At 52.2% G+C, this 21955-nt stretch carries 22 protein-coding genes; 12 read left to right on the forward strand and 10 right to left on the reverse strand.

The window, feature by feature from the left end:
- The first annotated feature begins 48 nt into the window (after window positions 1-48).
- Window positions 49-1032, forward strand: coding sequence for a quinone oxidoreductase (locus tag AB8809_RS04025; RefSeq protein WP_181829258.1), 984 nt, complete (start codon window positions 49-51; stop codon window positions 1030-1032).
- A 378-nt stretch (window positions 1033-1410) separates the two neighbouring features.
- On the opposite strand, the gene pspG is transcribed toward AB8809_RS04025, so the two are convergent.
- The 8 genes from pspG to AB8809_RS04065 form a co-directional block, all read right to left on the reverse strand.
- Window positions 1411-1683 (reverse strand): envelope stress response protein PspG, encoded by a 273-nt coding sequence (gene pspG, locus AB8809_RS04030; RefSeq protein ID WP_015841635.1) that lies wholly within the window; start codon window positions 1681-1683, stop codon window positions 1411-1413.
- Between the two features lie 176 nt (window positions 1684-1859).
- On the reverse strand, window positions 1860-2882 hold the full coding sequence (gene dusA, locus AB8809_RS04035; RefSeq protein WP_349854518.1) for a tRNA dihydrouridine(20/20a) synthase DusA: 1023 nt from the start codon (window positions 2880-2882) through the stop codon (window positions 1860-1862).
- A 444-nt stretch (window positions 2883-3326) separates the two neighbouring features.
- A complete protein-coding gene (locus AB8809_RS04040; protein WP_349854517.1) occupies window positions 3327-3914 on the reverse strand; it encodes a hypothetical protein in 588 nt (195 codons plus the stop codon).
- Window positions 3915-4080: 166 nt separating this feature from the next.
- Entirely contained in the window at window positions 4081-4863 is a 783-nt protein-coding gene (locus AB8809_RS04045) for an ATP-grasp domain-containing protein (RefSeq protein WP_349854516.1), read from the reverse strand.
- A gap of 118 nt (window positions 4864-4981) precedes the next feature.
- Window positions 4982-5275: a hypothetical protein gene (locus AB8809_RS04050; RefSeq protein WP_015841631.1), complete on the reverse strand. Its 294-nt coding sequence runs from the start codon at window positions 5273-5275 to the stop codon at window positions 4982-4984.
- Window positions 5276-5316: 41 nt separating this feature from the next.
- Window positions 5317-5874 (reverse strand): SMI1/KNR4 family protein, encoded by a 558-nt coding sequence (locus tag AB8809_RS04055; protein ID WP_349854515.1) that lies wholly within the window; start codon window positions 5872-5874, stop codon window positions 5317-5319.
- Between the two features lie 160 nt (window positions 5875-6034).
- Window positions 6035-6691 carry a DsbA family protein gene (locus AB8809_RS04060; protein ID WP_182100603.1) on the reverse strand — a complete coding sequence of 219 codons (657 nt, stop codon included), beginning with the start codon at window positions 6689-6691 and terminating at the stop codon, window positions 6035-6037.
- Complete coding sequence (locus tag AB8809_RS04065; RefSeq protein WP_015841628.1) at window positions 6679-7560, reverse strand: MBL fold metallo-hydrolase; 882 nt, start codon at window positions 7558-7560, stop codon at window positions 6679-6681. The genes AB8809_RS04060 and AB8809_RS04065 overlap by 13 nt, the downstream gene beginning before the upstream one ends.
- Before the next feature lie 107 nt (window positions 7561-7667).
- On the opposite strand from AB8809_RS04065, the gene AB8809_RS04070 reads away from it, so the two are divergent.
- The gene (locus AB8809_RS04070; protein ID WP_349854514.1) at window positions 7668-8576 is read left to right on the forward strand and encodes a LysR family transcriptional regulator; all 909 of its coding nucleotides are present in this window, start codon (window positions 7668-7670) and stop codon (window positions 8574-8576) included.
- A 33-nt stretch (window positions 8577-8609) separates the two neighbouring features.
- Here AB8809_RS04070 and AB8809_RS04075 read toward each other — a convergent pair whose 3' ends face one another.
- Complete coding sequence (locus AB8809_RS04075; RefSeq protein WP_349854513.1) at window positions 8610-9533, reverse strand: LysR family transcriptional regulator; 924 nt, start codon at window positions 9531-9533, stop codon at window positions 8610-8612.
- Between the two features lie 134 nt (window positions 9534-9667).
- On the opposite strand from AB8809_RS04075, the gene lysA reads away from it, so the two are divergent.
- Complete coding sequence (lysA, locus tag AB8809_RS04080) at window positions 9668-10930, forward strand: diaminopimelate decarboxylase (protein ID WP_205947633.1); 1263 nt, start codon at window positions 9668-9670, stop codon at window positions 10928-10930.
- On the opposite strand, the gene AB8809_RS04085 is transcribed toward lysA, so the two are convergent.
- The gene (locus AB8809_RS04085; protein ID WP_015841624.1) at window positions 10927-11883 is read right to left on the reverse strand and encodes a DMT family transporter; all 957 of its coding nucleotides are present in this window, start codon (window positions 11881-11883) and stop codon (window positions 10927-10929) included. The two genes, lysA and AB8809_RS04085, sit on opposite strands and share 4 nt — an antisense overlap.
- 122 nt (window positions 11884-12005) lie before the next feature.
- Between AB8809_RS04085 and AB8809_RS04090 the strand changes: the two genes are divergently transcribed.
- From AB8809_RS04090 to mtnP, 9 genes are all read left to right on the forward strand, one after another.
- On the forward strand, window positions 12006-12599 hold the full coding sequence (locus tag AB8809_RS04090) for a helix-turn-helix domain-containing protein (protein WP_080516321.1): 594 nt from the start codon (window positions 12006-12008) through the stop codon (window positions 12597-12599).
- 619 nt (window positions 12600-13218) lie between these two features.
- Entirely contained in the window at window positions 13219-13779 is a 561-nt protein-coding gene (locus tag AB8809_RS04095) for an NUDIX hydrolase (protein ID WP_015841622.1), read from the forward strand.
- Entirely contained in the window at window positions 13776-14768 is a 993-nt protein-coding gene (locus tag AB8809_RS04100) for a Gfo/Idh/MocA family protein (protein ID WP_180778613.1), read from the forward strand. Before AB8809_RS04095 ends, AB8809_RS04100 begins: the two co-directional genes overlap by 4 nt.
- 28 nt (window positions 14769-14796) lie before the next feature.
- Window positions 14797-15921, forward strand: a complete 1125-nt coding sequence (locus AB8809_RS04105; RefSeq protein ID WP_015841620.1) for a DegT/DnrJ/EryC1/StrS aminotransferase family protein — start codon at window positions 14797-14799, stop codon at window positions 15919-15921.
- Between the two features lie 10 nt (window positions 15922-15931).
- The gene (locus AB8809_RS04110; protein ID WP_349854512.1) at window positions 15932-17878 is read left to right on the forward strand and encodes a DegT/DnrJ/EryC1/StrS family aminotransferase; all 1947 of its coding nucleotides are present in this window, start codon (window positions 15932-15934) and stop codon (window positions 17876-17878) included.
- Complete coding sequence (locus tag AB8809_RS04115; RefSeq protein WP_349854510.1) at window positions 17875-19215, forward strand: FAD-dependent monooxygenase; 1341 nt, start codon at window positions 17875-17877, stop codon at window positions 19213-19215. The genes AB8809_RS04110 and AB8809_RS04115 overlap by 4 nt, the downstream gene beginning before the upstream one ends.
- Before the next feature lie 11 nt (window positions 19216-19226).
- Complete coding sequence (locus AB8809_RS04120) at window positions 19227-19880, forward strand: HAD hydrolase-like protein (protein WP_349854508.1); 654 nt, start codon at window positions 19227-19229, stop codon at window positions 19878-19880.
- Between the two features lie 28 nt (window positions 19881-19908).
- Window positions 19909-21042 carry a fatty acid desaturase gene (locus AB8809_RS04125; protein ID WP_225181987.1) on the forward strand — a complete coding sequence of 378 codons (1134 nt, stop codon included), beginning with the start codon at window positions 19909-19911 and terminating at the stop codon, window positions 21040-21042.
- Window positions 21035-21940, forward strand: a complete 906-nt coding sequence (mtnP, locus tag AB8809_RS04130; RefSeq protein WP_349854507.1) for an S-methyl-5'-thioadenosine phosphorylase — start codon at window positions 21035-21037, stop codon at window positions 21938-21940. The genes AB8809_RS04125 and mtnP overlap by 8 nt, the downstream gene beginning before the upstream one ends.
- Window positions 21941-21955 lie beyond the last annotated feature (15 nt).

Below are 21955 nucleotides of genomic sequence, written 5' to 3' on the forward strand. Positions count from 1 at the left end.
ATACCTATAATGGTGAAACGATGAACCTGTCACGATTAAGGAGATAACATGGCAAAACGCGTTCAGTTCCGAGCTTATGGTGGCCCAGAGGTTCTGCAATATGTAGATTTCACACCGGCTGACCCCGCTGCGGGAGAGGTTCAGGTTGAGAACCGCGCCATCGGCATTAATTTTATCGATACCTATATTCGCAGCGGCCTGTATCCGGTGCCTGATTTGCCTTCCGGGCTGGGAACCGAAGCGGCGGGCGTCGTAACCAAAGTCGGCGCGGGTGTTAGCGTGCTGAAAGTGGGCGATCGCGTCGTGTATGCGCAGTCCGGGCTGGGCGCGTATAGCGACGTGCATAACGTGGTGGCGGAGAAGGTTGCGCTGCTGCCGGACGCCATCAGCTTTGAGCAGGCGGCGGCTTCTTTCCTGAAAGGGCTGACGGTTTATTACCTGCTGCGTCAGACGTATGAAATCAAGCCAAATGAGGTCTTCCTGTTCCATGCCGCGGCGGGTGGCGTTGGGCTGATTGCCTGCCAGTGGGCGAAAGCGCTGGGGGCGAAGCTGATTGGGACGGTAGGATCTGATGAGAAAGCGGAGCGCGCGACACAGGCGGGTGCCTGGGCGACCATCAATTACCGTACCGAGAATATTGCGCAGCGTGTTGCGGAGCTGACCGATGGGCAGAAGGTCAACGTCGTGTATGACTCGGTCGGGAAAGATACCTGGGAAGCCTCGCTCGATAGTCTGCGCCGCCGTGGATTGATGGTCAGTTTCGGCAATGCATCTGGGCCGGTTACTGGCGTCAATCTGGGGATTCTGAACCAGAAAGGTTCGCTGTACGTCACGCGTCCGTCTTTATTTGGTTACGTAACGAACCGTGCCGAACTGGAACAGGCCAGCAATGAACTCTTTTCACTGATCGCCAGCGGAGCGATTACGGTAGATGTGCCGAAGAACCAGCAATTCGCGCTGTCGGATGCGCAAGCGGCCCATCGTGCGCTGGAAAGCCGCAGCACGCAGGGCTCATGTTTGCTCATACCCTAGTTTGTCGCTGAAAAGCAAAAAGCCTCCCTGTGGGAGGCTCTTGCCATTACGCAAATTTCATCAGACTGTATGTAGGGTACAGCGTGGTGATCGTCACGAAGGTGCCGCTATGCGGCTATTATTTCCCTGACGACGATGAAATCGTGTGGCTTGTTTGCCACCCTGTTTTATTTACCTGGTTTGTTCACTCTGTAAAGGACGATCGAGTGCCAAACAGTGGCGTCATCCTAGCAGCCACATCAGGGAAAAAATATCTGCTGGCGCACACTTTTGTACTAAAGCTGGTCGTATTAGGACAGGCCGAATTAAACAAGTTGGTGTTAAATACGGCCTTGCCCGTCATTTTTGCGCGTAATTCAGATTTTTCCCTGTCTGGCATTACCACTCATTCCCGTTACGCTGGCGATAAGTGTATTTTCGATAGGTATAGCGGTGTGAATTGTAGACGGGACGGCCGCTAAACTTGCGCCACAGCCATACCGCTGCAACGGCCAAAATCAGCCACGGTAGCACCTTTATCGCCATGCTAAACAACCCACCAATCAGCATAAAAAGGGACGCCACAAACAGTGCCGCAATCACGCCCAGCAGTGACACGCCCGTTAACATCAGCATGATAAAAAAGCCAATAACGAAGAAAATTTCCAACATGGTGCGCTCCTGTAGCTGTTAAACCGCATCTGACGCAGGAAAAGTGGGTCTGCGTGCTACATAAGCTATAACAAGAATCGTGCCAAGATGTGCCGCTGGTAAGTGGTTGATTTACCAGCGACGTCAGGAGAAGGAGTGAAGTAGAGTTGATGAAAAAGACTAACTATTAGTGTTTTTTAAACCAGATTAACCAGCGCTAATGCACGTTCTACCACTGCAGCATCGGCACCGGGTTTGTGGGCATTTTCACTGAGATAGCGTCGCCATTGACGCGCGCCGGGAATGCCCTGAAACATGCCGAGCATGTGGCGCGTGATGTGGCCTAATGCCGCGCCGCCGGAGAGTTCGCGCTCGATATAGGGGTACATGGTTCGTACGACGCCAGCCAGATCTGGTGTGGCAGCGTCGATGCCAAACAGATCGCGGTCGACCTGCGCCAGAATACCGGGGTTCTGATAGGCTTCACGCCCCATCATCACGCCGTCCAGATGCTGTAAGTGCGTTTTGGCTTCTTCCAGCGTTTTGACACCGCCGTTGATGGCGATAGTGAGCGCGGGAAAATCACGCTTGAGCTGGTAAACGCGCGGATAATCCAGCGGCGGAATTTCCCGATTCTCTTTCGGGCTAAGACCTGATAGCCAGGCTTTGCGCGCGTGGACGATAAACGTCTCACATTCGCCGCGTTCGGCAACGGTTTGAATAAAGTCGCACAGGAATGCATAGCTGTCTTGATCGTCAATGCCGATGCGGGTTTTCACCGTAATCGGGATTGAGGTGCTGTCTTTCATCGCTTTGATGCAGTCCGCGACCAGTGACGCTTCGCCCATCAGACAGGCGCCGAAACGACCATTCTGTACACGGTCAGACGGGCAGCCGACGTTCAGGTTAACTTCATCATAGCCGCGCTGTTCTGCCAGTTTGGCACACTGCGCCAGCGCTTGCGGATCGCTCCCGCCGAGCTGTAGCGCCAGCGGATGTTCTTCTTCGCTATAAGCTAGATAGTCGCCTTTACCGTGAAGAATCGCGCCTGTCGTCACCATTTCGGTATACAACAGCGTCTGGCTGCTCAACTGGCGAAGGAAGTAACGGCAATGACGATCGGTCCAGTCGAGCATCGGCGCGATGGAGAAGCGGTTAAGGCGAGAAGCGCGAGAGTCGGTAGATACCGTGTGGTGTGTACCTGATTTTACGTCGGTCATGATTTGTCAGTTATCGTTTCGTGTGTGTCTGGCGGTATGGTCTGAGGTTACCTTTGCGGGGCGACTATAGCACAGAGAGCGTGTCGTGACGGATAGTTATCTTACCCTGCCTCAGGGAACACACGTCCCCTGTGCGATAACCGGAGGTCAATAATATGAGTCATGACGCTGTTAGTTACGCATTGTGTATATTGGCTCAGGTTTGATCCAGTTGTGATCTGCTCCCAGTTGTTTAGCGCATCGAAAAGTTGGATACGTCCTCTTCTGGTACGTAGCCGTTAGATTGAGGGGAGGTCAGGTCGGCAACGAATTATAAGCGAGCACATTTCCCATATGGCTTTGGCTTTGAACAACTATTCAAGTGTCCCACTTTTGACATTCAGTTGATTCTGTCCAATGCCAGCTTAGACTTAATTAATGGCACGATTATCCGCTGTAAGGCTGCTAGCCCACTTTCTCGAGCTCAAGCTTTACTGCTTTGAGTATCCTTTGCCGAATCCAGCCACTCCCCACTCTGATTGCCAGCCAGTATCCGGCCATCTTTAACTGTGTCGTTCTGTCAGGGCAATATATGAAGGTTTCTGTGCAGAGGGCATATTCATCGGTAGCGAGTTGTTGAACCTGATATCGCATCAGCAGCTTTGCGCTGCCCGTCTGGAGTGCTGCGCAATAGGCGCTAATATCTGGTACATCCTCAAGGCCAAAATCGCTCCTCCAGAATTGTCCTCTTAAGCCATAGCAAAGTTCGGTTTTTGTGTTTTCTAATAAAGTGAAACTGTGTAGCCCAAATGGACTAGTCGCACTTTCAGATTTATGGCGTCGTAATTTTTGCGGCAGTTGCCGCACCGACATTAAGGTTTTAACAATGACATCCTGTTGGGCATCATAGCTAGCAATTGCCAGTAATATTCTTTCAGGGGTGGTGGTGTTTATGACGGTGCGGTGCCGCTCATAGAACTGAAACTGCGGCAGATATAAGGGTTTATTTTGCCAGTCAGTTAATGCTTTCTTCGTAACAAATCCGAATACCATCGTATTATCACTCCCATGAATAACTAAATTGGCATCTGTTTTATAAATACTTTTCGCTATCCCTTAGCGTGGTTTTATGGTGTGGCTCCATGTACGCTCCGGGCATAAAGCAATTTGCCAGAGGAAGTATTGCTCTGGCTCACAAAAGCGGTCGCCCAAATCTGAGCTAATGCATATTAAGAAATATTTGAATGAACTTGTCGACATTCCATTCTTTGATATCAGAGACTTGCCCATCGCCAATTTCTATCAGGCGAAGTTCACCAGCAGCGTTTTCAGCCATATCAATCGAGAAAAAAGGCGAGCTGATATGTTGCGCTATTTCAGCAACAAGAGCAGGAACCATGTTGTCAGAAGAGTACACGTTATTTCTAAAGGAAAAATAGCGTCTTTCACTGGTTTTTATAATGTCTTCAACTTTTCTCAGACTAATGCCGCCTTCAATGTCGCCACGAAATTGCTTAATGGCGGCTATTATCTCGCGGATCTCTTCAGCATTTTCAGCGATAGACCCTCTGGATGTGGTTAGCGATTTAACATAGTCTTTAACAAAATAGCTGGGCCATTTTAGCTGGTTAGTAATCTGATCGAAGTTATCACTTTCTTTTAGGAAATTAGTCTCTGGCGTATATTTTTCGCATGATTTATACCATCCCGTAATATGATGGCTTGAGAGGTAATCTTCTAAGGATACGAGCATATTACCGCCATTCCGAGTCACCGCATCGCTCAAACGCTTATATTCATCCGATTTGAGCATCCAGCCTCGCCAAATTACTGGGGAATTCGGTTCAAGATCCTTTGAAAACTTGTATTTTCCAGTGGATACATGCTGCGTTGATAATAACAGACAGGGTAAGCCGCGTTCTTTCGCAGAATGATATTCTGCCTCAAAAATCTCATCCACTTTTGAACTATCAAAGTAATCACTGGGGTAAATTATATTCATGTAAGTTATCTCAAAAGAGAAAGGGTGACACTGAAATTTAAAATAACGTATCACACATCTTATTTTGCCGGTGAGTAGCAGTGATTTTCATTTTAAGATATTGAACTCTATGAGAAAATCAATGCAGCTCGACTTCCCAGTCCTCATAAGGAGGGTCAACGGTGAAATTGGGGTCGCAGTATTGTCGTAAATAGTCTGTTGCCCGTTTTTCGGCATATTTGGCGTTCAGTACGTTGCCGTCTTCATCCAGCTCTAACACATTGGCGTAGATAGCGAAGACCTGTTCAAACGCACTCGGCTCTTCACCGTACAGTGAAAGGTAATCAATGCCTTCTAGCGTATTTTGGGTGCCGCTAGCCATGAAATAGGCAAACGTTCTTAATGCGCTGCTAAAACTGTGGCTTAATTTCATGGTAAATCGCTCCTGTTATTGACTGCTTTACGCATTTATAGCTAATCAATCGGTGTCAGCCCGCCGTATTCATCAGAGTAAGCGTACTTTCCGGCAATCACGTCAGAGACATAGCTCTGGAACCAGTTTGCGAACGAGGAGGACAGTTTCTCTCTCTCGTCCATGTCGTGCCACATGGTAATAATCTGGCCGTGCTGGCCTCCGGTCGCCGGATCGAGATCGAGGCAGTAGTGATCGCCGCCGCCGTTGTGAGTGAAGGGGATCCACTTCGCGTTCCACCAGTCGTCTTTAATGCCGTCTTCCGGGCTGGACTGGATGCCCTCAAATTGCCCATCGCTAAGCAGCGATTGCCAGATTTCCCATTGTTCCAATACCGCGTGTGTGGATAAGAATTCTGCGTTCTCGAAAAGGCCGCCTGAGTAGGTATCTTGCCCGTTATGAACACGCAGGCAGGCTTTGTAATCGTCGGGCAGCGTAGTGCCAAGCGCCTGTTCAAGCGCGTCGATTTCTTGTTCTGTAGCGGGGGGATTGAGCCCTTTGCGTCCTTCAGGCCAGTGCGTTTCCAGCCATATTTCAAAAACAGACCACTGTTCGTTCATGTTGCTTCCTTCTCAACGAGATTGATGAATAAACGCGGTAGCGCGTTGATCTATCACGAAGGAAATACTTTAGCGGTTTACGCGGATGAGATACAGCCGATATCGGGAGCGAAAAAAGGGAGCATGCCGTGGCGTGCTCCCTGGAAGGTTGACGAGAACGTTATGCGGTGACGTGGTTGACCATCTGTGTCAGCACCTTGCGCCATGCATCTACCTGACCGAGGTAGTTTGCCGCGGGAATTTGCTGGAAATTCCCGTTGGCATCTTCCAGCGCGAACGTGGGGAAGCCTTGCCCGCGTACTTTCGCCAGTAATTCCCGGCTGGCGCTGATGTGTTTTGACAGCGCTTCTGCCTGAATAAAGGCGAATTCTGTGCAGAAAGCATTGCCATCCAGACCGATTGCTTCCGCACACTGACGTAGCACGGCGGCGTCGACGATCTTGAGCCCGGAAACGTAGTGCGCCTGCTCAATCTGGTACAACATCTCCATGCCTTTGTCAGCCATCGCTTCCGCAGCGAGTACGGCAGCCGTCGGCGGCGCGGAATCCAGTATGACGCTGGTGTCGCGCAATAACCCTTCGTAATAATTTTCCCCGAAGGTCTGTCCGGTCATTTGCGCGATGCGGCGATCGTGAGGAATCACATAATCGTGCCACTCGGGGGTGATGGTGCGGCTATTGCTGCCCGTCATCATACCGCCGCCGTGGAGGATCAGATCCAGCCCCTCAATCTCCTGCGCAGCCAGCGCGAGTGGGGCGGCGCCGTAGCACCAGCCGCACAGTGGATCGTAAATGTAATGCAGTCTTACTGTGGCCACTTCATTTCACCTTTCAGAACCTGGGCGCTCAGTTCAAGACCAGATTCTTCTTTCAGCGTTGGGTAGTGTTTTTTCATTGCAGCGATCAGCTCGGCAGAGTTTTTGGTTTTTGCCAGCTCTTTCTCCACGGTATCCAGATATTGCAGCGTGAAGGTCACATTCTTCAGCGTGTAATCGGTTGGTGCGATGAAATGACCCGGTACGACGGTGGTCGGCTTCAGCGCTTCAATGGATTTCAGCGTTTCACGCCAGTGAACGCGAGATTCTGGCGTTTGGGTATCGGCAAGCCAGACGTGGATGTTGGCAGAGACTGGAATACCACCGACAACGGCTTTCAGCGACGGGATCCAGACGAAGGTACGATCTGGCGTTGGCCCTTTCAGCCCTTTTACTTCCAGCTTTTTGCCGTCAACGGTGAAGCTATCGCCTTCCAGCGGTTGAGGAACCACGATCTCTTTCGGTGCGTTTTCTTTCAGAACGGGGCCCCAATGCGCCACTTTGCCGTCTTTGCTGGCGTTGATTGCGTCGATGGTTGCCTGAGTAGCAATGATTTTAGCATCCGGGAAAGCGGCTTTGATCACGTCCAGACCGAAGTAATAGTCAGGGTCGGAATGGCTGATATACACGGTGGTCAGTTTTTTTCCGGTGGCTTTGATGCGCTCAACCAGCGTCTGAGCATCGTTACGCTGGAACTGCGCATCGATCAGAGCAACTTCTTTATCTCCGCTGATAATTTCGGAGGAAACTGGGAATACGCTGGCTTCACCTGGATTAAACACATCGATTTTTAACTCTGCGGCGTTAGCAGCAGAAGCCAGACCCAGCGATGCAGCGAGTAAAGATACGGTAAAAGCGATAGATTTAGACATGGTGATACTCCACAGGTATGACAGAAAGTGGGTTCATGTTATGTTGCATTAATCGTACGAAAAACCGCAAAACTGGCAATTGTTTGTTGCATAAAACGGACTAATTTATGGATCGCATTACGGCGGCTGAAGTATTTGTGACTATTATAGACCGCGGCAGCATGATCGCGGCGGCAGAGACGCTGGACATGTCTCGAGCAATGGTGACGCGCTATCTGGCAGAGATGGAAGCGTGGGTGGGGGCGCGGTTATTGCACCGTACGACGCGCAAACTGAGCCTGACGGATGCCGGGGAAAAAACGCTGGCGCGCTGTCGGGAGATGCTGGCGTTGACGGCGGATATGCGTATCGAGGCCGATACCGACGATGCCACGTTAAGCGGTTTGCTACGCCTTAGCTGCTCACAATCGTTGGCGCAGGGGGCGCTCGGCATGGCGATCACGACGTTTCTAAGGCACCATCCTCGGGTCGCTATCGATCTGCAAATGAATAACCGCGCGGTGAATCTGGTCGAGGAGCGTATCGATCTGGCGCTGCGTATTACTAACGAACTGGATCCCAATCTGATTGCCCGACCGCTGGCACGCTGTGAGTCGGTGCTGTGTGCATCGCCCTCTTATCTGAATGAGCACGGTATTCCGCGACAGCTGACCGATCTCTCGATTCACAACTGCCTGACCTATACCTATTTCGGCAAAAGCCTATGGCATTTTTCCCGCGATGATGAAAAGTTTACGATTCCCGTCAGCGGTAACCTGAGCGGCAATGAATCGCTGGTGCTGCTGGCTGGCGCGCTGGAAGGGGCGGGGATCGCGCTGCAACCGCGCTATTCTGTGACGCCTTATCTCGCGACGGGACAACTGGTGGCGCTGTTGCCGGAATACCGTCCGCAGGCGATGGGGATTTATGGCATTTACACCTCGCGCCGCCAGATGCCTGCTGCGCTGCGTACCCTGCTGGATTTTCTGGTGGACTGGTTTGCTCACGATCCGCGCTGGCGTGCGTTGACGCAGTGACAGGTTAAAGGAGCCGAGTCAACGTCGAGGGGATTACTGCCGCAAGACCCGCTCCAGACGTGAAGGCACGCCAGCAGCGTACTGCCTGAGTTGGTCAATCACAGTATCGACCAGCGCCGACGCAGGACGGTGCAGTGGGCGAATCAGGCTGACCGTAAAGGGCACATCAATGCTGAAAGGCCGCACGATCACGCCGGAGGCGGCATAATCCAATGCGGTGAGCGGGTTGACGATGGACAGCCCGACGCCTGCCCGTACCATCGCACATACCGACGCTGCACTGTGGGTTTCCAGTACCATTCGACGCGACACGCCGTGTTCCTGAAACAGTTTGTCCAGCAGTTGGCGATAGCTGTCGGCACTCGACAGGCTGATAAAGGGCTCATCGGCAAAATCCTGCGGTGTGAGCACCGCTTTTTGCGCCAGCGGATGTCCGGCAGGTAGCACGCACACCTCATTGAGTAACATCAGCGTTTGCCGTTCTGTACCGGCTGGCGTGAGGCTGTTTTCCGTTAAGCCTAAATCGTGGCGCTGGGCGGACAGCCACTCTTCCAGCAGCGGTGATTCCTGCGGAATGATGTGTAGATTAAGCCGTGGATAGCGCGCCAGCAGCGGTTTGCAGACGTCTGGCAGCAGCGACTGTGAAAACACGGGCAGACAGGCAACGGAAAGCTGCGCTTGCTGAAAACGGCGAATATCGCTGGCGGCGTTGATAATCCGATCCAATCCATAATAAGAACGCTGCACTTCTTCAAACAGCTGTAGCCCCTGTGCGGTGGGGTAAAGCCTGCCGCGCAGTCGCTCGAACAGCGTCATCTGAATCAGTTTCTCGAAGCGTGCCAGTTCGCGGCTGACGGTCGGCTGCGAGGTATTCAGCAGAACCGCCGCTTCCGTCAGATTCCCGGTCGTCATGACCGCATGGAAAATCTCAATGTGTCGTAAGGATATTGCTGCCATATCGCCTCCTTATTCATTTTTATAAACCATATCAGAAATGAATAGAGTCTGCTTAAAACGATATTTGTTTACCCGTGAGGGTATTTTTATAGTGTTTCTCAATCACGTTTAACCCTGTAAATCGGTAACTTTTTATGCCTCACGATCTGAATGACGTAACACATGCTCTGAACGCGCAAAGCCTGCGTGAACTGCCTGCCCGCTTTGGTTGCCCGGTTTGGGCCTATGACGCGCAGACCATCGTTAACCGTATCGCTCAACTGCGCCAGTTCGACACGATTCGCTTTGCGCAGAAGGCGTGTTCCAACACGCACATTTTGCGCCTGATGCGTGAGCAGGGTGTGAAAGTCGATTCAGTATCGCTGGGTGAGATCGAGCGTGCGTTGATCGCAGGCTTTGTGCCGGGCACCGATGCACATGAGATCGTGTTTACTGCCGATCTGCTGGATCGCCCGACGCTGCAACGTGTGTCTGAGCTGAATATTCCGGTGAACGCCGGTTCGGTCGATATGCTGGAACAGCTTGGTCAGCAGTCGCCGGGGCATCCGGTGTGGCTGCGCGTGAATCCGGGCTTTGGTCATGGTCACAGCCAGAAAACCAATACCGGCGGCGAGAACAGCAAGCATGGCATCTGGTACGGCGATTTGCCGCTGGCGCTGGCACACATTCAGCGCTACCAACTGAAGCTGGTGGGCATCCACATGCATATCGGTTCCGGTGTTGATTACGGCCATCTGGAGCAGGTGTGTGAAGCGATGGTACGTCAGGTCGTTGAACTGGGTCAGGATATTGAGGCGATTTCAGCAGGCGGCGGACTGTCGATTCCCTATCGTCACGGCGAAGAAGCGATTGATACCGAACACTATTACGGCCTGTGGAACGCGGCGCGTGAGAAAATTGCCGCACATCTCGGCCATCCGGTGACGCTGGAAATCGAGCCAGGACGTTTTCTGGTCGCGGAATCCGGAGTGCTGGTGGCGGAAGTACGGGCGGTCAAATCCATGGGGAGCCGCCACTTTGTGCTGGTTGATGCCGGGTTTAACGACCTGATGCGTCCGGCGATGTACGGCAGCTATCACCATGTTTCTCTGCTGCCGGGCGACGGCCGTGATATCAGCCAGTCCACCTTGCGTGACAGCGTGATTGCCGGGCCGCTGTGTGAATCCGGTGATGTGTTTACCCAACAGGCTGGCGGCGGCGTGGAAACGTTCGCGCTCGCGGATGCGCAGGTTGGCGACTATCTGGTCTTCCACGACACCGGCGCATACGGTGCATCCATGTCCTCTAACTACAACAGCCGTCCGCTGCTGCCGGAAGTGTTGTTTGAAAATGGCGAGCCGCGCCTGATTCGCCGCCGTCAGACGCTGGACGAGCTACTGGCGCTGGAAGCACTTTAATCACCATGATTTGGCCGCGTCTGAGGCGAGGCGGCCTGCTTTTCCCCTGAACGTTGCACATGACGCAGGCGAGCCCCTTGCCTGCTGAATGTGATACGCCAGCCAAACGTCATTCCGGCGGCGGACAGCAAAATCGCGATGGCGCCAGCAAGCTGCATGGCATCTAGCCGGTGCCCAAACGCGGCCCAGTCAACCAGTGCCGCGATAACGGGATAGATAAACGAGAGTGCTCCAACCAGCGCGGTCGGGATTTTCTGGATCGCGCTGTACAACAGCGTCGACATCAGCCCGGTATGGATCACACCAATCGCCACAAGCATTCCCCACTGTGAAGCCGTAGGCGATGCAGGTATTGCCGCGAAGGGGGCAAGGACAACGACGCCAACGAGCAACTGTATGAGTACGAGTACGTGCGGTGGGATCCCTGACAGCTTTTTCGTTATCGCGGCTGCCACGGCGTAGAAAAACGCGGCACCCAATGCCATCAGCACACCAGACAGATAGCCTTTGTCATCGCTATCGATTCCCGTTTGCGCACTGACGATCAGAACGATGCCGCCAAAGGCGCACAGTAGCCAACAGAGTTTGTTGAGGGTCAGCGTTTCCCTGAAAAAGATCGCGCCTAGCCCCACCAACATAAAGGGCTGTGTGTGATACACCACAGTGGCGACGGCGATAGACGCATGTGCATACGCGCCAAACAGCAGCGTCCAGTTGAACACCAATGCCAGACCGCCGAGTAGGGCAATACCAGCCTGCTTCCGGTTAATGACGCCCCGTCGCAACAAGCCCAATAGCCCGCAGACGATCAGCATCGTCAATGCGCCGAACGCGCAGCGCCAGAAGACTACCGTCATGGCTGGCTGTCCTGACGTCAAAACGAACCAGCCAACCGTACCAGAAATGATCATCGCGATAGCCATTTCTATCGTGCCGCGAGTCTGAGATGTCATTTTTTTCCTGCCTATTTGTGCAAAGTGTGTGCTGTTATAGCGAACAAAATTTTTTATAATGAACAACAGGACAAAATAATGAACACAATGCCTTTGTTCGTCAAGTCGAACAAATGGTCATTATGGTGAACGATATGACAATCGATAATCAGGAAAATGGTGCGCAGGCGATTACGCCCATCGCGCGGTTGGCCGTTGCTATTCGGCGGGAACGTGAGCGGCTAAATCTGTCAGTCACCGAACTGGCAAAGCGTGCAGGGCTGGCAAAATCAACGCTTTCGCAGTTGGAAACCGGGATTGGCAACCCAAGCCTGGAAACGCTCTGGGCGTTGGCGATGGCGCTGGATGTACAGGTCAGCCAGCTGATTGGTCAGTCTCGTCAGCATGTGCAGGTGATTCGGGCTAACGAAGGTGTGGCAACCTATTCGGAGCAGGCAAACTATGCTGCGACGCTGCTGGCCGCGTGTCCGGCAGGCGCGCAGCGTGATATTTATCGGCTTAACGTGCAGCCGGGGGAAGCCAGAGTCTCTCAACCGCATAGGCCGGGGACGATTGAACACGTGATCCTGAGCAGCGGTCGCGCCAGAATTGGACCTGTCGCGCAGCCCGTTGAACTGAGCGCGGGGGATTACATCAGCTACTCCGCCGACGTCCCGCACCTGTTTGATGCGCTGGAGGCGGATACGAGCGCGGTGATGTTGATTGAGCAGGGGTAAAGCGGCAACCCCGTGCGTACTGCTCGTACGGGGTAAGCGGTTACAATTTTTTTTAGCAAAAATGTTAATGAAAATCATTAAATTAGTATTTTTTATGTTTTCTTATGGTGAAAATAAGTTGCAACGCCATTGTGTATAGGTTGTTTTCTGATATTTTACTCACGTATTAATAAGCGGGTAACAGTGAGCGTATAGCCTGTCTTATATTTGTCATATAACAAGTCGATATATTTAATATGCATCCTATTTATTTATTTTTTATTTAATTCAGGCGATAAGTTTAGTCTTTGTTATGTCATTGGTTTTATAGAACATAGTACGTTTTAAATTAGCGGTCTAATTATTGTTTTAACTATAATAAATCTATCTGATGTGCCTTGCTGTTTTTATGTAATAACGACGTTGTCAGTGATATGGAAAGACTGATGCGGGGTTAATGGATCTCGCTGTGTAAATAAGACATTTTATACTCGTCATACTTCAAGTTGCATGTGCGTTGGCCGCGTTCAGTCACCCGAATCACTTACTTGAGTAAGCTCATCGGGATACCTTCTCTTGCCGCCTGCCTGAAACTCGAATTATTTAGAGTATATGTCATAAGACGCTTGAGGGAATAAACGTGCAAGATGGCAAAAGTGTAATCCTGAAACTTAATGCTGAAATCAGCTATCGATTTCCTATCACAACAGATAGAGATGATGTGAATGCTAAACGTCTGCAATATTTTATTGATGCGACGTCCCACCCCTTTGAACGATCCACATTAGAAGGTCATGTTACTGGAACGGCTTTTATTGTGGATAAAGAAAGACAACACACCCTTCTTTTAAGACATAAGAAATTGAATATGTGGTTGCCGCCCGGTGGCCACTGTGATGGCAATGCCGATATTATCGATACCGTATTACGAGAAACACAGGAAGAGACAGGAATCGACAACGTTAATGTTGTCTCTAATGAGATATTGGATATCGATATTCATCTCATTCCCGCCAATCCCAAAGAGCCTGAACATTACCACTATGACATTCGTTTTTTGCTACAGGCTGACAGGCATGTACCGCTGGTTATCAATGAGCAAGAGGCGACAAACCTACAGTGGATAAGCATTGATCGGCTCGAAGATTACACGCAGCTCCCATCGCTTTTAATACTGAGAGAGAAAATGGAGGTATTATGAAAATCGGATTCGTTGGATTTGGTGCACAAGCTCGTGAAAATCTTATACCCGCGTGTAATGCATTATTTGGCGTGGAAATTGCGGCGATTTGTGATACCGACCCTGCAAAGTGTCTTGAAGCGGCGACCCTGTTTAAATTTGATGAAGCAAAGGTATTCAGTAATCATTGTGACATGATGGATAAATGTAAACTCGATGCCGTTATCGTAGCGTGTTATCCCTCCGCCCATTATCAGATAGCTTATGATGCGATAGAACGTGGCATTCCGGTCTTATTAGAAAAACCCGTAGCGGCCCGTTCGGAAGATGTTATTCGTCTTGCTGAAATGGCGAAGCGAAAAGGCGTGATTACCGGTTCCGGTATGAATTTTCGTTTCGCCGATGTAACAGAACGTATTAAACAAATCTATAACGATAAAATACAGATGATCAGTTTACGGCAAATGGCGAATAAACCAGTCTCTGTACTCTGGGATTATAACAGCGTGTTGAAATCCTTTCTGCATGCACAGACTATTCACGGCCTCGATCTCCTGATACATCTCTGTGGCTCGGTCAAGAAATTATCGGTGGCGGATAATAGCAGCGACGGAAATATTATATTTAGCGTATTACTGGAGTTCGTTAATGGTGCTCACGGCACGCTCATTACCAGTAATACCTCGCCACACTTCACTTTTGATTTAGACGTATTAGCCGACGATCGGCTTCATATTAAGAGCACATCACTGAGTACGATTAGCGTTGCAGATATGGACAAAACGTATCTGAAAGGTGAGCGCAAACGCTGGTGCGATACCTGGGCCGTCAGTCCGCTGTCGTCAGGGTATTCGAGAGCGGGGTACACGGGCGAGATTCTCGATTTTATCAATGCCATTCAGGCAGGCGACAGGGATTCCAAGACGGCTCTGTCAACGCTGATTGAAACCTATCGCTGCATGGATGCTATCGAAGAGCAGTGCAAACGCGTGTTAGCGGTTAATTATTAAGTTCAGGTTAACGTTAAGGGATTATCTTATGACCGAAAAAACTTATCAGAACCTTCATATCAATTTCGACCAAAGCGATTACGACGCCGTACTGTCTGCGTTTAATACCACCAGCTTTTCGGGTAAATCCCCCATTTTGACGGAATATGAACACGCGCTCGCCCGTTATTTTGGCACAACCAAGGCGTTACCCTGCTGCAATGGCACCGTGGCGATTGAACTGGCGATTCGAGGGCTGGGTTTGCAGCCTGGCGATCGCATTGCGCTGCCGCCTACCGCGCCGATTATGACCATCCTGCCGATTATCACCACGGGGTGTGTGCCTGTTTTTTGCGACGTCGCCCCCTTATCTTTTTCACCGGATCTCGATCACTTGCGCAAACTCGTGCAGGAACAGCCGATTAAGGCGTTGATTGTCGTCCCGATGTGGGGCTATCCGATTGAAATGCGTGCCGTGGTGGATTTCTGCAAGACGCAAGGCATTCGGCTGATTGAGGACTGCGCTCACGCCTTTGGCACCACCTCTGACGGACAATATCTGGGGACGTTTGGTGATGTTTCCTGTTTCTCTACTCATGAACGTAAGCTGATGAGCACGGGCGAGGGTGGCTTCTGCCTGACCAACGATGATGATGTCTATGAGCGGATGCTCAGATGGCAGCACCACGGGCTCAAAGCATCCAGCAGGAACAACGGTTACATCTTGGGTGAAGACATTGGCACCAACTTCAAATTGCCGCCGCTATGCGCTGCGCTGGGTATCAATCAGTTAAAGAAACTCGATCGAAAAATTGCGGATCGCCGCGAGCGCGTGCAGAAAGTCCGACAGGCGCTGTCGGCTATCCCGACAATAGAGGAATTTCCCCGCTATCAGGGGGCAGAGATCAATGGCTATTCCATGGTCTACCATAACCTCAACGGCGCGAGCGTTGAACAAGGTAACCGCATGTTTTCTCAGGGGGTGATGTCCGACACCACCCGATACAAATACAAACCGCTTTATCGCGAACCGGCTTTTACGCCATACGCAGAACCTTGTCCCAATGCAGAACACATCATTGAAACTATTTTCACCGTTCCCTGCCATGAAGGGCTCAACGATAGCGATATCGATTACATCGTCAGTGTCGTAAACGACAACTTCAATGCCTAAGGAAGAGGTAATGGACGACGCGATCTTTTCAAACGATCTCAACGATCCTGTACAGGCCAGAAAGCGTGAACTGGACGCCGTTATTGCGGTGGCGGCGGGGGATATGGATGCCTCCCTTGCCACGGTCGCGCGCTTTGAATCTGAACTGGCTGACTGGGCTGGGTTTGCAACATGTGTAGGGACGTCGTCTGATACCGGAGGCGTCAGCGTCATGCTCGGCGCCCTTGATCTCCGGCCCGGCGATGAGGTGATCGTGGGCCCAGGTATTCCGGCATGGGTCACGTCGCCTTTGGTGCATGCGGGGTTGATTCCGGTAGCCGCGGATGATGAGGCTGACACGCTGGGCGTACAGTTGGCCTCGTTCGAGCAGCGATTCAGTGACAGAACCCGAGCCGTGCTGGTTTCTTCCTCTTTTCTATACCATCAGGATATCGCTCACGTCATTGCGATAAGCCGGGCGAAGCAATTGGTCACGATTGTCGAACTGACTGCTTCTATTGGCACGATGCTTGACCACCGGCAGATCGTTGAGGGATTCGATGTCGGGCTTTTGTCCTTGCGGGAAGGCGTTTCCGCCATTTCTACGGGCGAAGGTGGAGCCGTATTTTTTCGCCATCGAGAATGGGGCCGCCGAGCGAAAAGCTACTCTCAATTCTCCGATCTGGATGGGATAAATGTAGGCGTTAATCACAAGATAAGCGGCATCCAGTGTGCTGTCGGGCGGCATCGCTTACAGGCGCTGATGGCAAAAAATGTGGCGTATAGCGCGGCAGATTCCCGAATAGATGCGGATGGCCAACACCCCGCCAGTGAATCGTTGTCACCCGCTGTGGACGCTGACGCTGTCGGCAGCGCCCCCGCCATTAAAGACAGTTTTTACCCTGTTGGCACCCGCGAAGAGGCGTTTGTGCTGGCCGCCTTGAACAGCGGTATCGGAGGACGATCCGATACCGTTCGCCAATACGAACAGCAGCTAAAAACGCATTTCAATGCAGGACATGCTATTGCCACATCATCGGGATATGGTTCGCTCGTTGTCGCGCTGTCTGCCTTTGGCCTCAAACCGGGGGACAAGGTGCTGTTAACGCCGACATGTCCGCTGTGCACGGTATACGCCCTCACGTTTATGCGAGTCGAACCGGTATTTTGCGATATCAGCCCGGATGATTTCACCATCGATCTGGCTATGGCAGAACGCATGATCGACGGCAAAACCAGAGCGATTATCGATATCCCGATGTGGGGATATCCGGTTGATGCGAAGCGGGTGGCTGCGTTTGCACGTGCGAAAGGGTTGTATTACCTGCTGGATATCGCATTGGCGCACAAGGCCAAGCTGGATGGCGAATTCCTCTGGAAATATGCCGATATGGCGACGTTTTCCACACACCACAGCAAAACGCTGGTCACCGGCGAGGGCGGGGCGGTGCTGACGGATAACGACGAGCTGGCGCTGAAGGCAAAGCAGTTCACGCACTGTGATTTCACCGCCTCTCGTAATCCTGTCTTGAATTTCTCCCTGAGCGGTTTACAAGCCGCGCTGGGGCTGGCGCGACTCCATCGACTGGAACAGGATGTGCAGCATCGTCTGTCTACTATGCAGACGCTCGGAAAATTGCTGACCAACCCGCACCTTGAACCGTTACCGATTATCTCTGGCGGCGAGCCCGCTGGCACCAAACTGCTCGTGCGATCGCTCACGGGCGACAATGACGCTTTACTTGAACATCAGTCCCGCGCCGGTATCCCTTCGGATATCGCGCTGTATAACTGTAAGGCGCTGTACCAGTATCCCGTTTTACGTGACAAAGCCACGCCGTGCCCGAATGCGGAGCGGATGCTGGCGACCATCACCACCTTACCTGTTCACCCGGATATCCGACAGGCTGACATCGCGGTGATCGCATCGGTACTCAATCGCTTTCAACCTGAGCATTCGGAGGAAGTTCTGTCATGACGACATTAAGACGTGGTACCGATAAGGCTATTGTCATTGGCGCTAGCATCGCTGGCTGTCTTGCTGCGCGTTCGCTCGCCAGACACTTCAAAGAGGTTGTGCTGCTCGATCTGGATACGTTTAGTGATGAACCTTGCACACGTCGGACGGTGCCGCAGGAACATCATGTGCACCTGCTATTAAACCGTGGCGTCCAGATTATCGAGAATTTCTATCCCGGTTTTAAGAACGAGCTGCTGCACTCCGGTGCTGAGGAGATCGATCTGTCTCATGGCGTGAAATGCTATGCCGGCATTGGCTGGAAACAGCGCTGGCCAACCGGTATTACCGCGCACTACTGCTCAAGAACGTTGCTTGAGCATGTCCTGAGGCAATCGGCCAAACGCGTACCGAATATCGCGATTAAGGACGGCTGTCGGGTTAAACAGCTGATTCATGATGACGGAACCGTTCGGGGGATTGTCGCGAGCGTTGGGCAAGTAGAGGAAGCGCTGGAAGCCGATCTGGTGGTGGATGCCTCTGGCAGAAACTCAAAAGCTTCGGTGTGGCTGAAGCAGTTAGGCTACGGTGAGGTGCAGCGCGAAGAGGTCGAGAATCAGCTCGGTTATGTGTCGCGCGTCTATAAGAAAGATCCAAAGCGTCAGACCGGCTGGAAAGTGCTGCTGGTCACCCCCAATTTGCCGACAACACGCAGCATGGGTGTTATCAGCCCCATTGAGGGCGACAAGTATATCGTTACTGCCGGAGGCTGGTTTGGCGCCTCACCCAAGCCCAATGAACATGACTTTATGCAGTTCCTTGCCGAGCTGCCAGTGCCTGATATCCATGATGAGGTCAGCAAGCTGGAGCCGCTGAGTGAGTTTCACCAGTTCAAGATGCCGTGCAGCCTGAGACGTCGCTATGACCTGATGCCGTCATGGCCTGATGGCTTTTTGGTTGTGGGAGACGCGCTATGCAGCATCAACCCTATCTACAGTCAGGGGATGAGTGTGTCAGCCCTGCAAGCCGACGCGCTGGATCGCGCCCTGCCTGAGTACCTCCGGCGCACGATCCCCGCCCGACAGGTGCTGAATGCGCAAGTGATGGCGACGGAAATCTCCTGGCAACAGGCTAAAAAAAGCGACGAAAGCCTGAGCCAGCAGGCAACAAAAGCCGATCTGAAAAATACGCTGAAAGAGCGGTATATCAGTCTGGTTCACGCCGCGTCGTTCCACAATCGGGGCGTAGCGATCGCCACCCTCAAGATCGCTAACCTGCTAGAAGTGCAGCGCACGCTTTATCGCTTCCCCATAGTCAGCGCCTCATTATCCAGCGTCATTGCCCGAGCCATACGATAAGGAACATCACGATGAAAGATAGCACTGCGATTAAACACGTTATTTTCGACTGGAATGGCACGTTGGTCGATGACCTGGCGCTGGCGGTGAAGGGGCTAAATGCGGTGAGGGAATTACAAACGCTGCCACCTCTCGATGCAAAACGGTATCGCGAGCATTTCGGGTTCCCAATCCAATCGTTCTATCAGGCGGTCGGGATCGACTGCGAGAGCGGACGATTCGACGATTTGATCCAAACGTATCTGAGTATTTTCAACAGCGAGATCAACCAATGTCCTCTCCATCAGGGGGCGGTGGATATCATCAGTATGTTGCGACGTACCGGCGTGAGCATCTCCGTGCTGTCTGCCAGCCAGCACGAGACGTTGCAGAATAACCTTGCCAGCGCTGGCATCGATCACCTGGTCGATCATGTGTTTGGCCTCACGAATACCCAGGCTAAAGGCAAGCAGGGTATTGCTGAAGAGCTAGACTCGGTACTGGGAAATCCGGGAACGGCTGCCCTGATGATCGGTGACACCGACCATGATATCGATGTCGCACATGCCTGCGGCTGGCAGATGGCCTCCGTTTCTCACGGCCATCAGACGCACGAGCGGCTGAGCGCGATTCACCCGTTTGTTTTCGGGGATCTGTCATCGGTATACCGCGCCTATTTCCGCTAATTTCGCCAATACCATGGAGAGGTTTCACATGTTAAACCAAGATCGTGTTTTCGATGTGATGGTGGTACTGATCGCGTTAAGCCTGTTTTTCCGGCTGGCGATCAAGCTGTATTACCGCGACGGTGAGCGGATCCTGCCGAAATTCAAACTTAGCCCCGGTAACAGAGATGAGATCAGCTATTACAAGCGATTCGATACGCTATTCGCGCCGCTGCCGTTTATCTATTGCTGGCTAGAGATTTTTGCCGCCGTGCTGTTCTTCCGCTGGACGGACTATAACGTGCTGTCCGGTGTGCTACTGGCGGTGGTGACTTCGGGGCGGATGAGAGCGCTACAAGAGCTGGGTCACAATGCCTTGCACTTGGCACTGTGCCCTTCGAAGAGGCTACAGTGGTTCCTGTCCAACACGTTTTTCCAGTTCCCTACGCTGAAAAGGGATATGGATTCGCGCTTTATTACGCACGTCATTGAACATCACCCTAACGCGGACGTCCCAGGTAAAGATCCGAATCTGCGGCGGGTGATTGCCGCAGGCATGGTGCCCGGCATCAGCCGTGGTCAGTTCATCAAAGCCTTGTTCTATCCGGTCAGCCTTAAAGGTCTGGCGAATAACATCAAGGGCAACTTCCGTGATGTGTTCCGCGAAAACACCTCGAAGCAGACTGCGCTGCTGCGCGCCGTCGTGACGATAAGCGTCGTGGCGCTTTATCTTTGGGTGGGCGGCGTTGCGGCGTTGATTGTCGGGTGGGTGATTCCCATTTTCTCCATTTATCCGCTGTTTTCATGGTGGTCGCTGCTCTCCAAGCACCGCTGGCATACCCCCTATACTCCAACCCGCTATCGGCTTGCTCATGATTACGAACATGGCCGCGCCACGGATTTTTCCGGCGTGTTCGGTGCGATTCAGCGATATCTGATATTTCCGATGTCCGACGCCTATCATCTGGCACACCACATTTATCCCACCGTTCGCTATCAATACATGCCCGCCGTGGATTGGGCGCTGAAAGTCAATGAACCGCGATACACGCAATACATCGCGAAGGGAATGATCTTTGGTTCAGGCGGGCAACCTGCAGCGCTCTCTGAGCTATACCATCGGCTCGTCAACACGGCTGTTCAATCGCCAGTAAACAGGGAAAGAGGAACGATTAATGACTGATCAACGAACGACTACGCCACCCCGTATTGGGATTATCTGCGGCAGCGGCATGGATTCCCTGTCGATCATCGAGGCGTCCGAACGCATCAACGTCACGACTTCTTTCGGCGACCCTTCCGGCATCATCACGCTCGGCGAGATAGCCGGGGTGCCGGTGGCGATCGTCAACCGGCATGGTATCGGCCACAGGCTGCTGCCCTCGGAAATTAACGTCAGAGCCAACATTGCTGCACTCAAGGCGCTGGGGGTTTCACAGGTCATTTCATTCAGCGCCGTCGGCAGTCTGGTCGAAGAGGCACCTCCTGGAACGTTTGTCGCGATCGATCAATATATCGATCGGACATACCGCCGCGTGAATACCTTTTTCGGTTCAGGGGTTGTGGCGCATGTTCCTTTTGGAAAGCCGGTTTGCACGGATAACCATTCGCTGTTGGTTGACGCATTGGGTGAGTTATCCATTCCCCATTTGGCAAAGGGACTGTATGTCGTGATGGAAGGGCCGCACTTTTCAACCAAAGCGGAATCCGCATTCCATCGCCAAATGGGGGGCACGGTCATTGGTATGACCGCCATGCCTGAGCCGAAGCTCTGCCGCGAAGCCGAGCTTTGCTACAACATGGTCGCGATGGTGACCGATTATGACTGTTGGCATACCTCCCATGAGGCGGTGAATGCCTCCATGGTCAGTGAGCAGATGGCCGACAATATTAAGAAAGCCGAGTCTCTGTTATCCGTCATTGTGCCAAAACTCGCACAGCGTGAGGCGCTATGCCGCGATCGCTGCCAACACGCGTTAGATGGCGCCATCATGACGGACTTCAGCCTGATCACATCCGATGTTATTCGCCGTTTTTCACCGTTGCTTGACCGTGTCATCCAGGACGATATGCCGTCCTGAAATTGTTGCTTAGCT

Origin of the sequence: Pectobacterium aroidearum (genome assembly GCF_041228105.1) — a bacterium.
Lineage (GTDB): Bacteria > Pseudomonadota > Gammaproteobacteria > Enterobacterales > Enterobacteriaceae > Pectobacterium > Pectobacterium aroidearum.

Excerpts from the sequence above, each read along its gene's own strand:
- AB8809_RS04075 (WP_349854513.1), bottom strand. The coding sequence starts at position 9,533 with ATGGCAGCAATATCCTTACGACACATTGAGATTTTCCATGCGGTCATG.
- AB8809_RS04045 (WP_349854516.1), bottom strand. The coding sequence starts at position 4,863 with ATGAATATAATTTACCCCAGTGATTACTTTGATAGTTCAAAAGTGGAT.
- AB8809_RS04040 (WP_349854517.1), bottom strand. The coding sequence starts at position 3,914 with ATGGTATTCGGATTTGTTACGAAGAAAGCATTAACTGACTGGCAAAAT.
- AB8809_RS04100 (WP_180778613.1), top strand. The coding sequence starts at position 13,776 with ATGAAAATCGGATTCGTTGGATTTGGTGCACAAGCTCGTGAAAATCTT.
- mtnP (WP_349854507.1), top strand. The coding sequence starts at position 21,035 with ATGACTGATCAACGAACGACTACGCCACCCCGTATTGGGATTATCTGC.
- AB8809_RS04025 (WP_181829258.1), top strand. The coding sequence starts at position 49 with ATGGCAAAACGCGTTCAGTTCCGAGCTTATGGTGGCCCAGAGGTTCTG.
- AB8809_RS04125 (WP_225181987.1), top strand. The coding sequence starts at position 19,909 with ATGTTAAACCAAGATCGTGTTTTCGATGTGATGGTGGTACTGATCGCG.
- AB8809_RS04115 (WP_349854510.1), top strand. The coding sequence starts at position 17,875 with ATGACGACATTAAGACGTGGTACCGATAAGGCTATTGTCATTGGCGCT.
- AB8809_RS04070 (WP_349854514.1), top strand. The coding sequence starts at position 7,668 with ATGGATCGCATTACGGCGGCTGAAGTATTTGTGACTATTATAGACCGC.
- AB8809_RS04085 (WP_015841624.1), bottom strand. The coding sequence starts at position 11,883 with ATGACATCTCAGACTCGCGGCACGATAGAAATGGCTATCGCGATGATC.
- AB8809_RS04055 (WP_349854515.1), bottom strand. The coding sequence starts at position 5,874 with ATGAACGAACAGTGGTCTGTTTTTGAAATATGGCTGGAAACGCACTGG.
- AB8809_RS04050 (WP_015841631.1), bottom strand. The coding sequence starts at position 5,275 with ATGAAATTAAGCCACAGTTTTAGCAGCGCATTAAGAACGTTTGCCTAT.
- AB8809_RS04120 (WP_349854508.1), top strand. The coding sequence starts at position 19,227 with ATGAAAGATAGCACTGCGATTAAACACGTTATTTTCGACTGGAATGGC.
- AB8809_RS04105 (WP_015841620.1), top strand. The coding sequence starts at position 14,797 with ATGACCGAAAAAACTTATCAGAACCTTCATATCAATTTCGACCAAAGC.
- pspG (WP_015841635.1), bottom strand. The coding sequence starts at position 1,683 with ATGTTGGAAATTTTCTTCGTTATTGGCTTTTTTATCATGCTGATGTTA.
- dusA (WP_349854518.1), bottom strand. The coding sequence starts at position 2,882 with ATGACCGACGTAAAATCAGGTACACACCACACGGTATCTACCGACTCT.
- AB8809_RS04090 (WP_080516321.1), top strand. The coding sequence starts at position 12,006 with ATGGTGAACGATATGACAATCGATAATCAGGAAAATGGTGCGCAGGCG.
- AB8809_RS04065 (WP_015841628.1), bottom strand. The coding sequence starts at position 7,560 with ATGTCTAAATCTATCGCTTTTACCGTATCTTTACTCGCTGCATCGCTG.
- AB8809_RS04110 (WP_349854512.1), top strand. The coding sequence starts at position 15,932 with ATGGACGACGCGATCTTTTCAAACGATCTCAACGATCCTGTACAGGCC.
- lysA (WP_205947633.1), top strand. The coding sequence starts at position 9,668 with ATGCCTCACGATCTGAATGACGTAACACATGCTCTGAACGCGCAAAGC.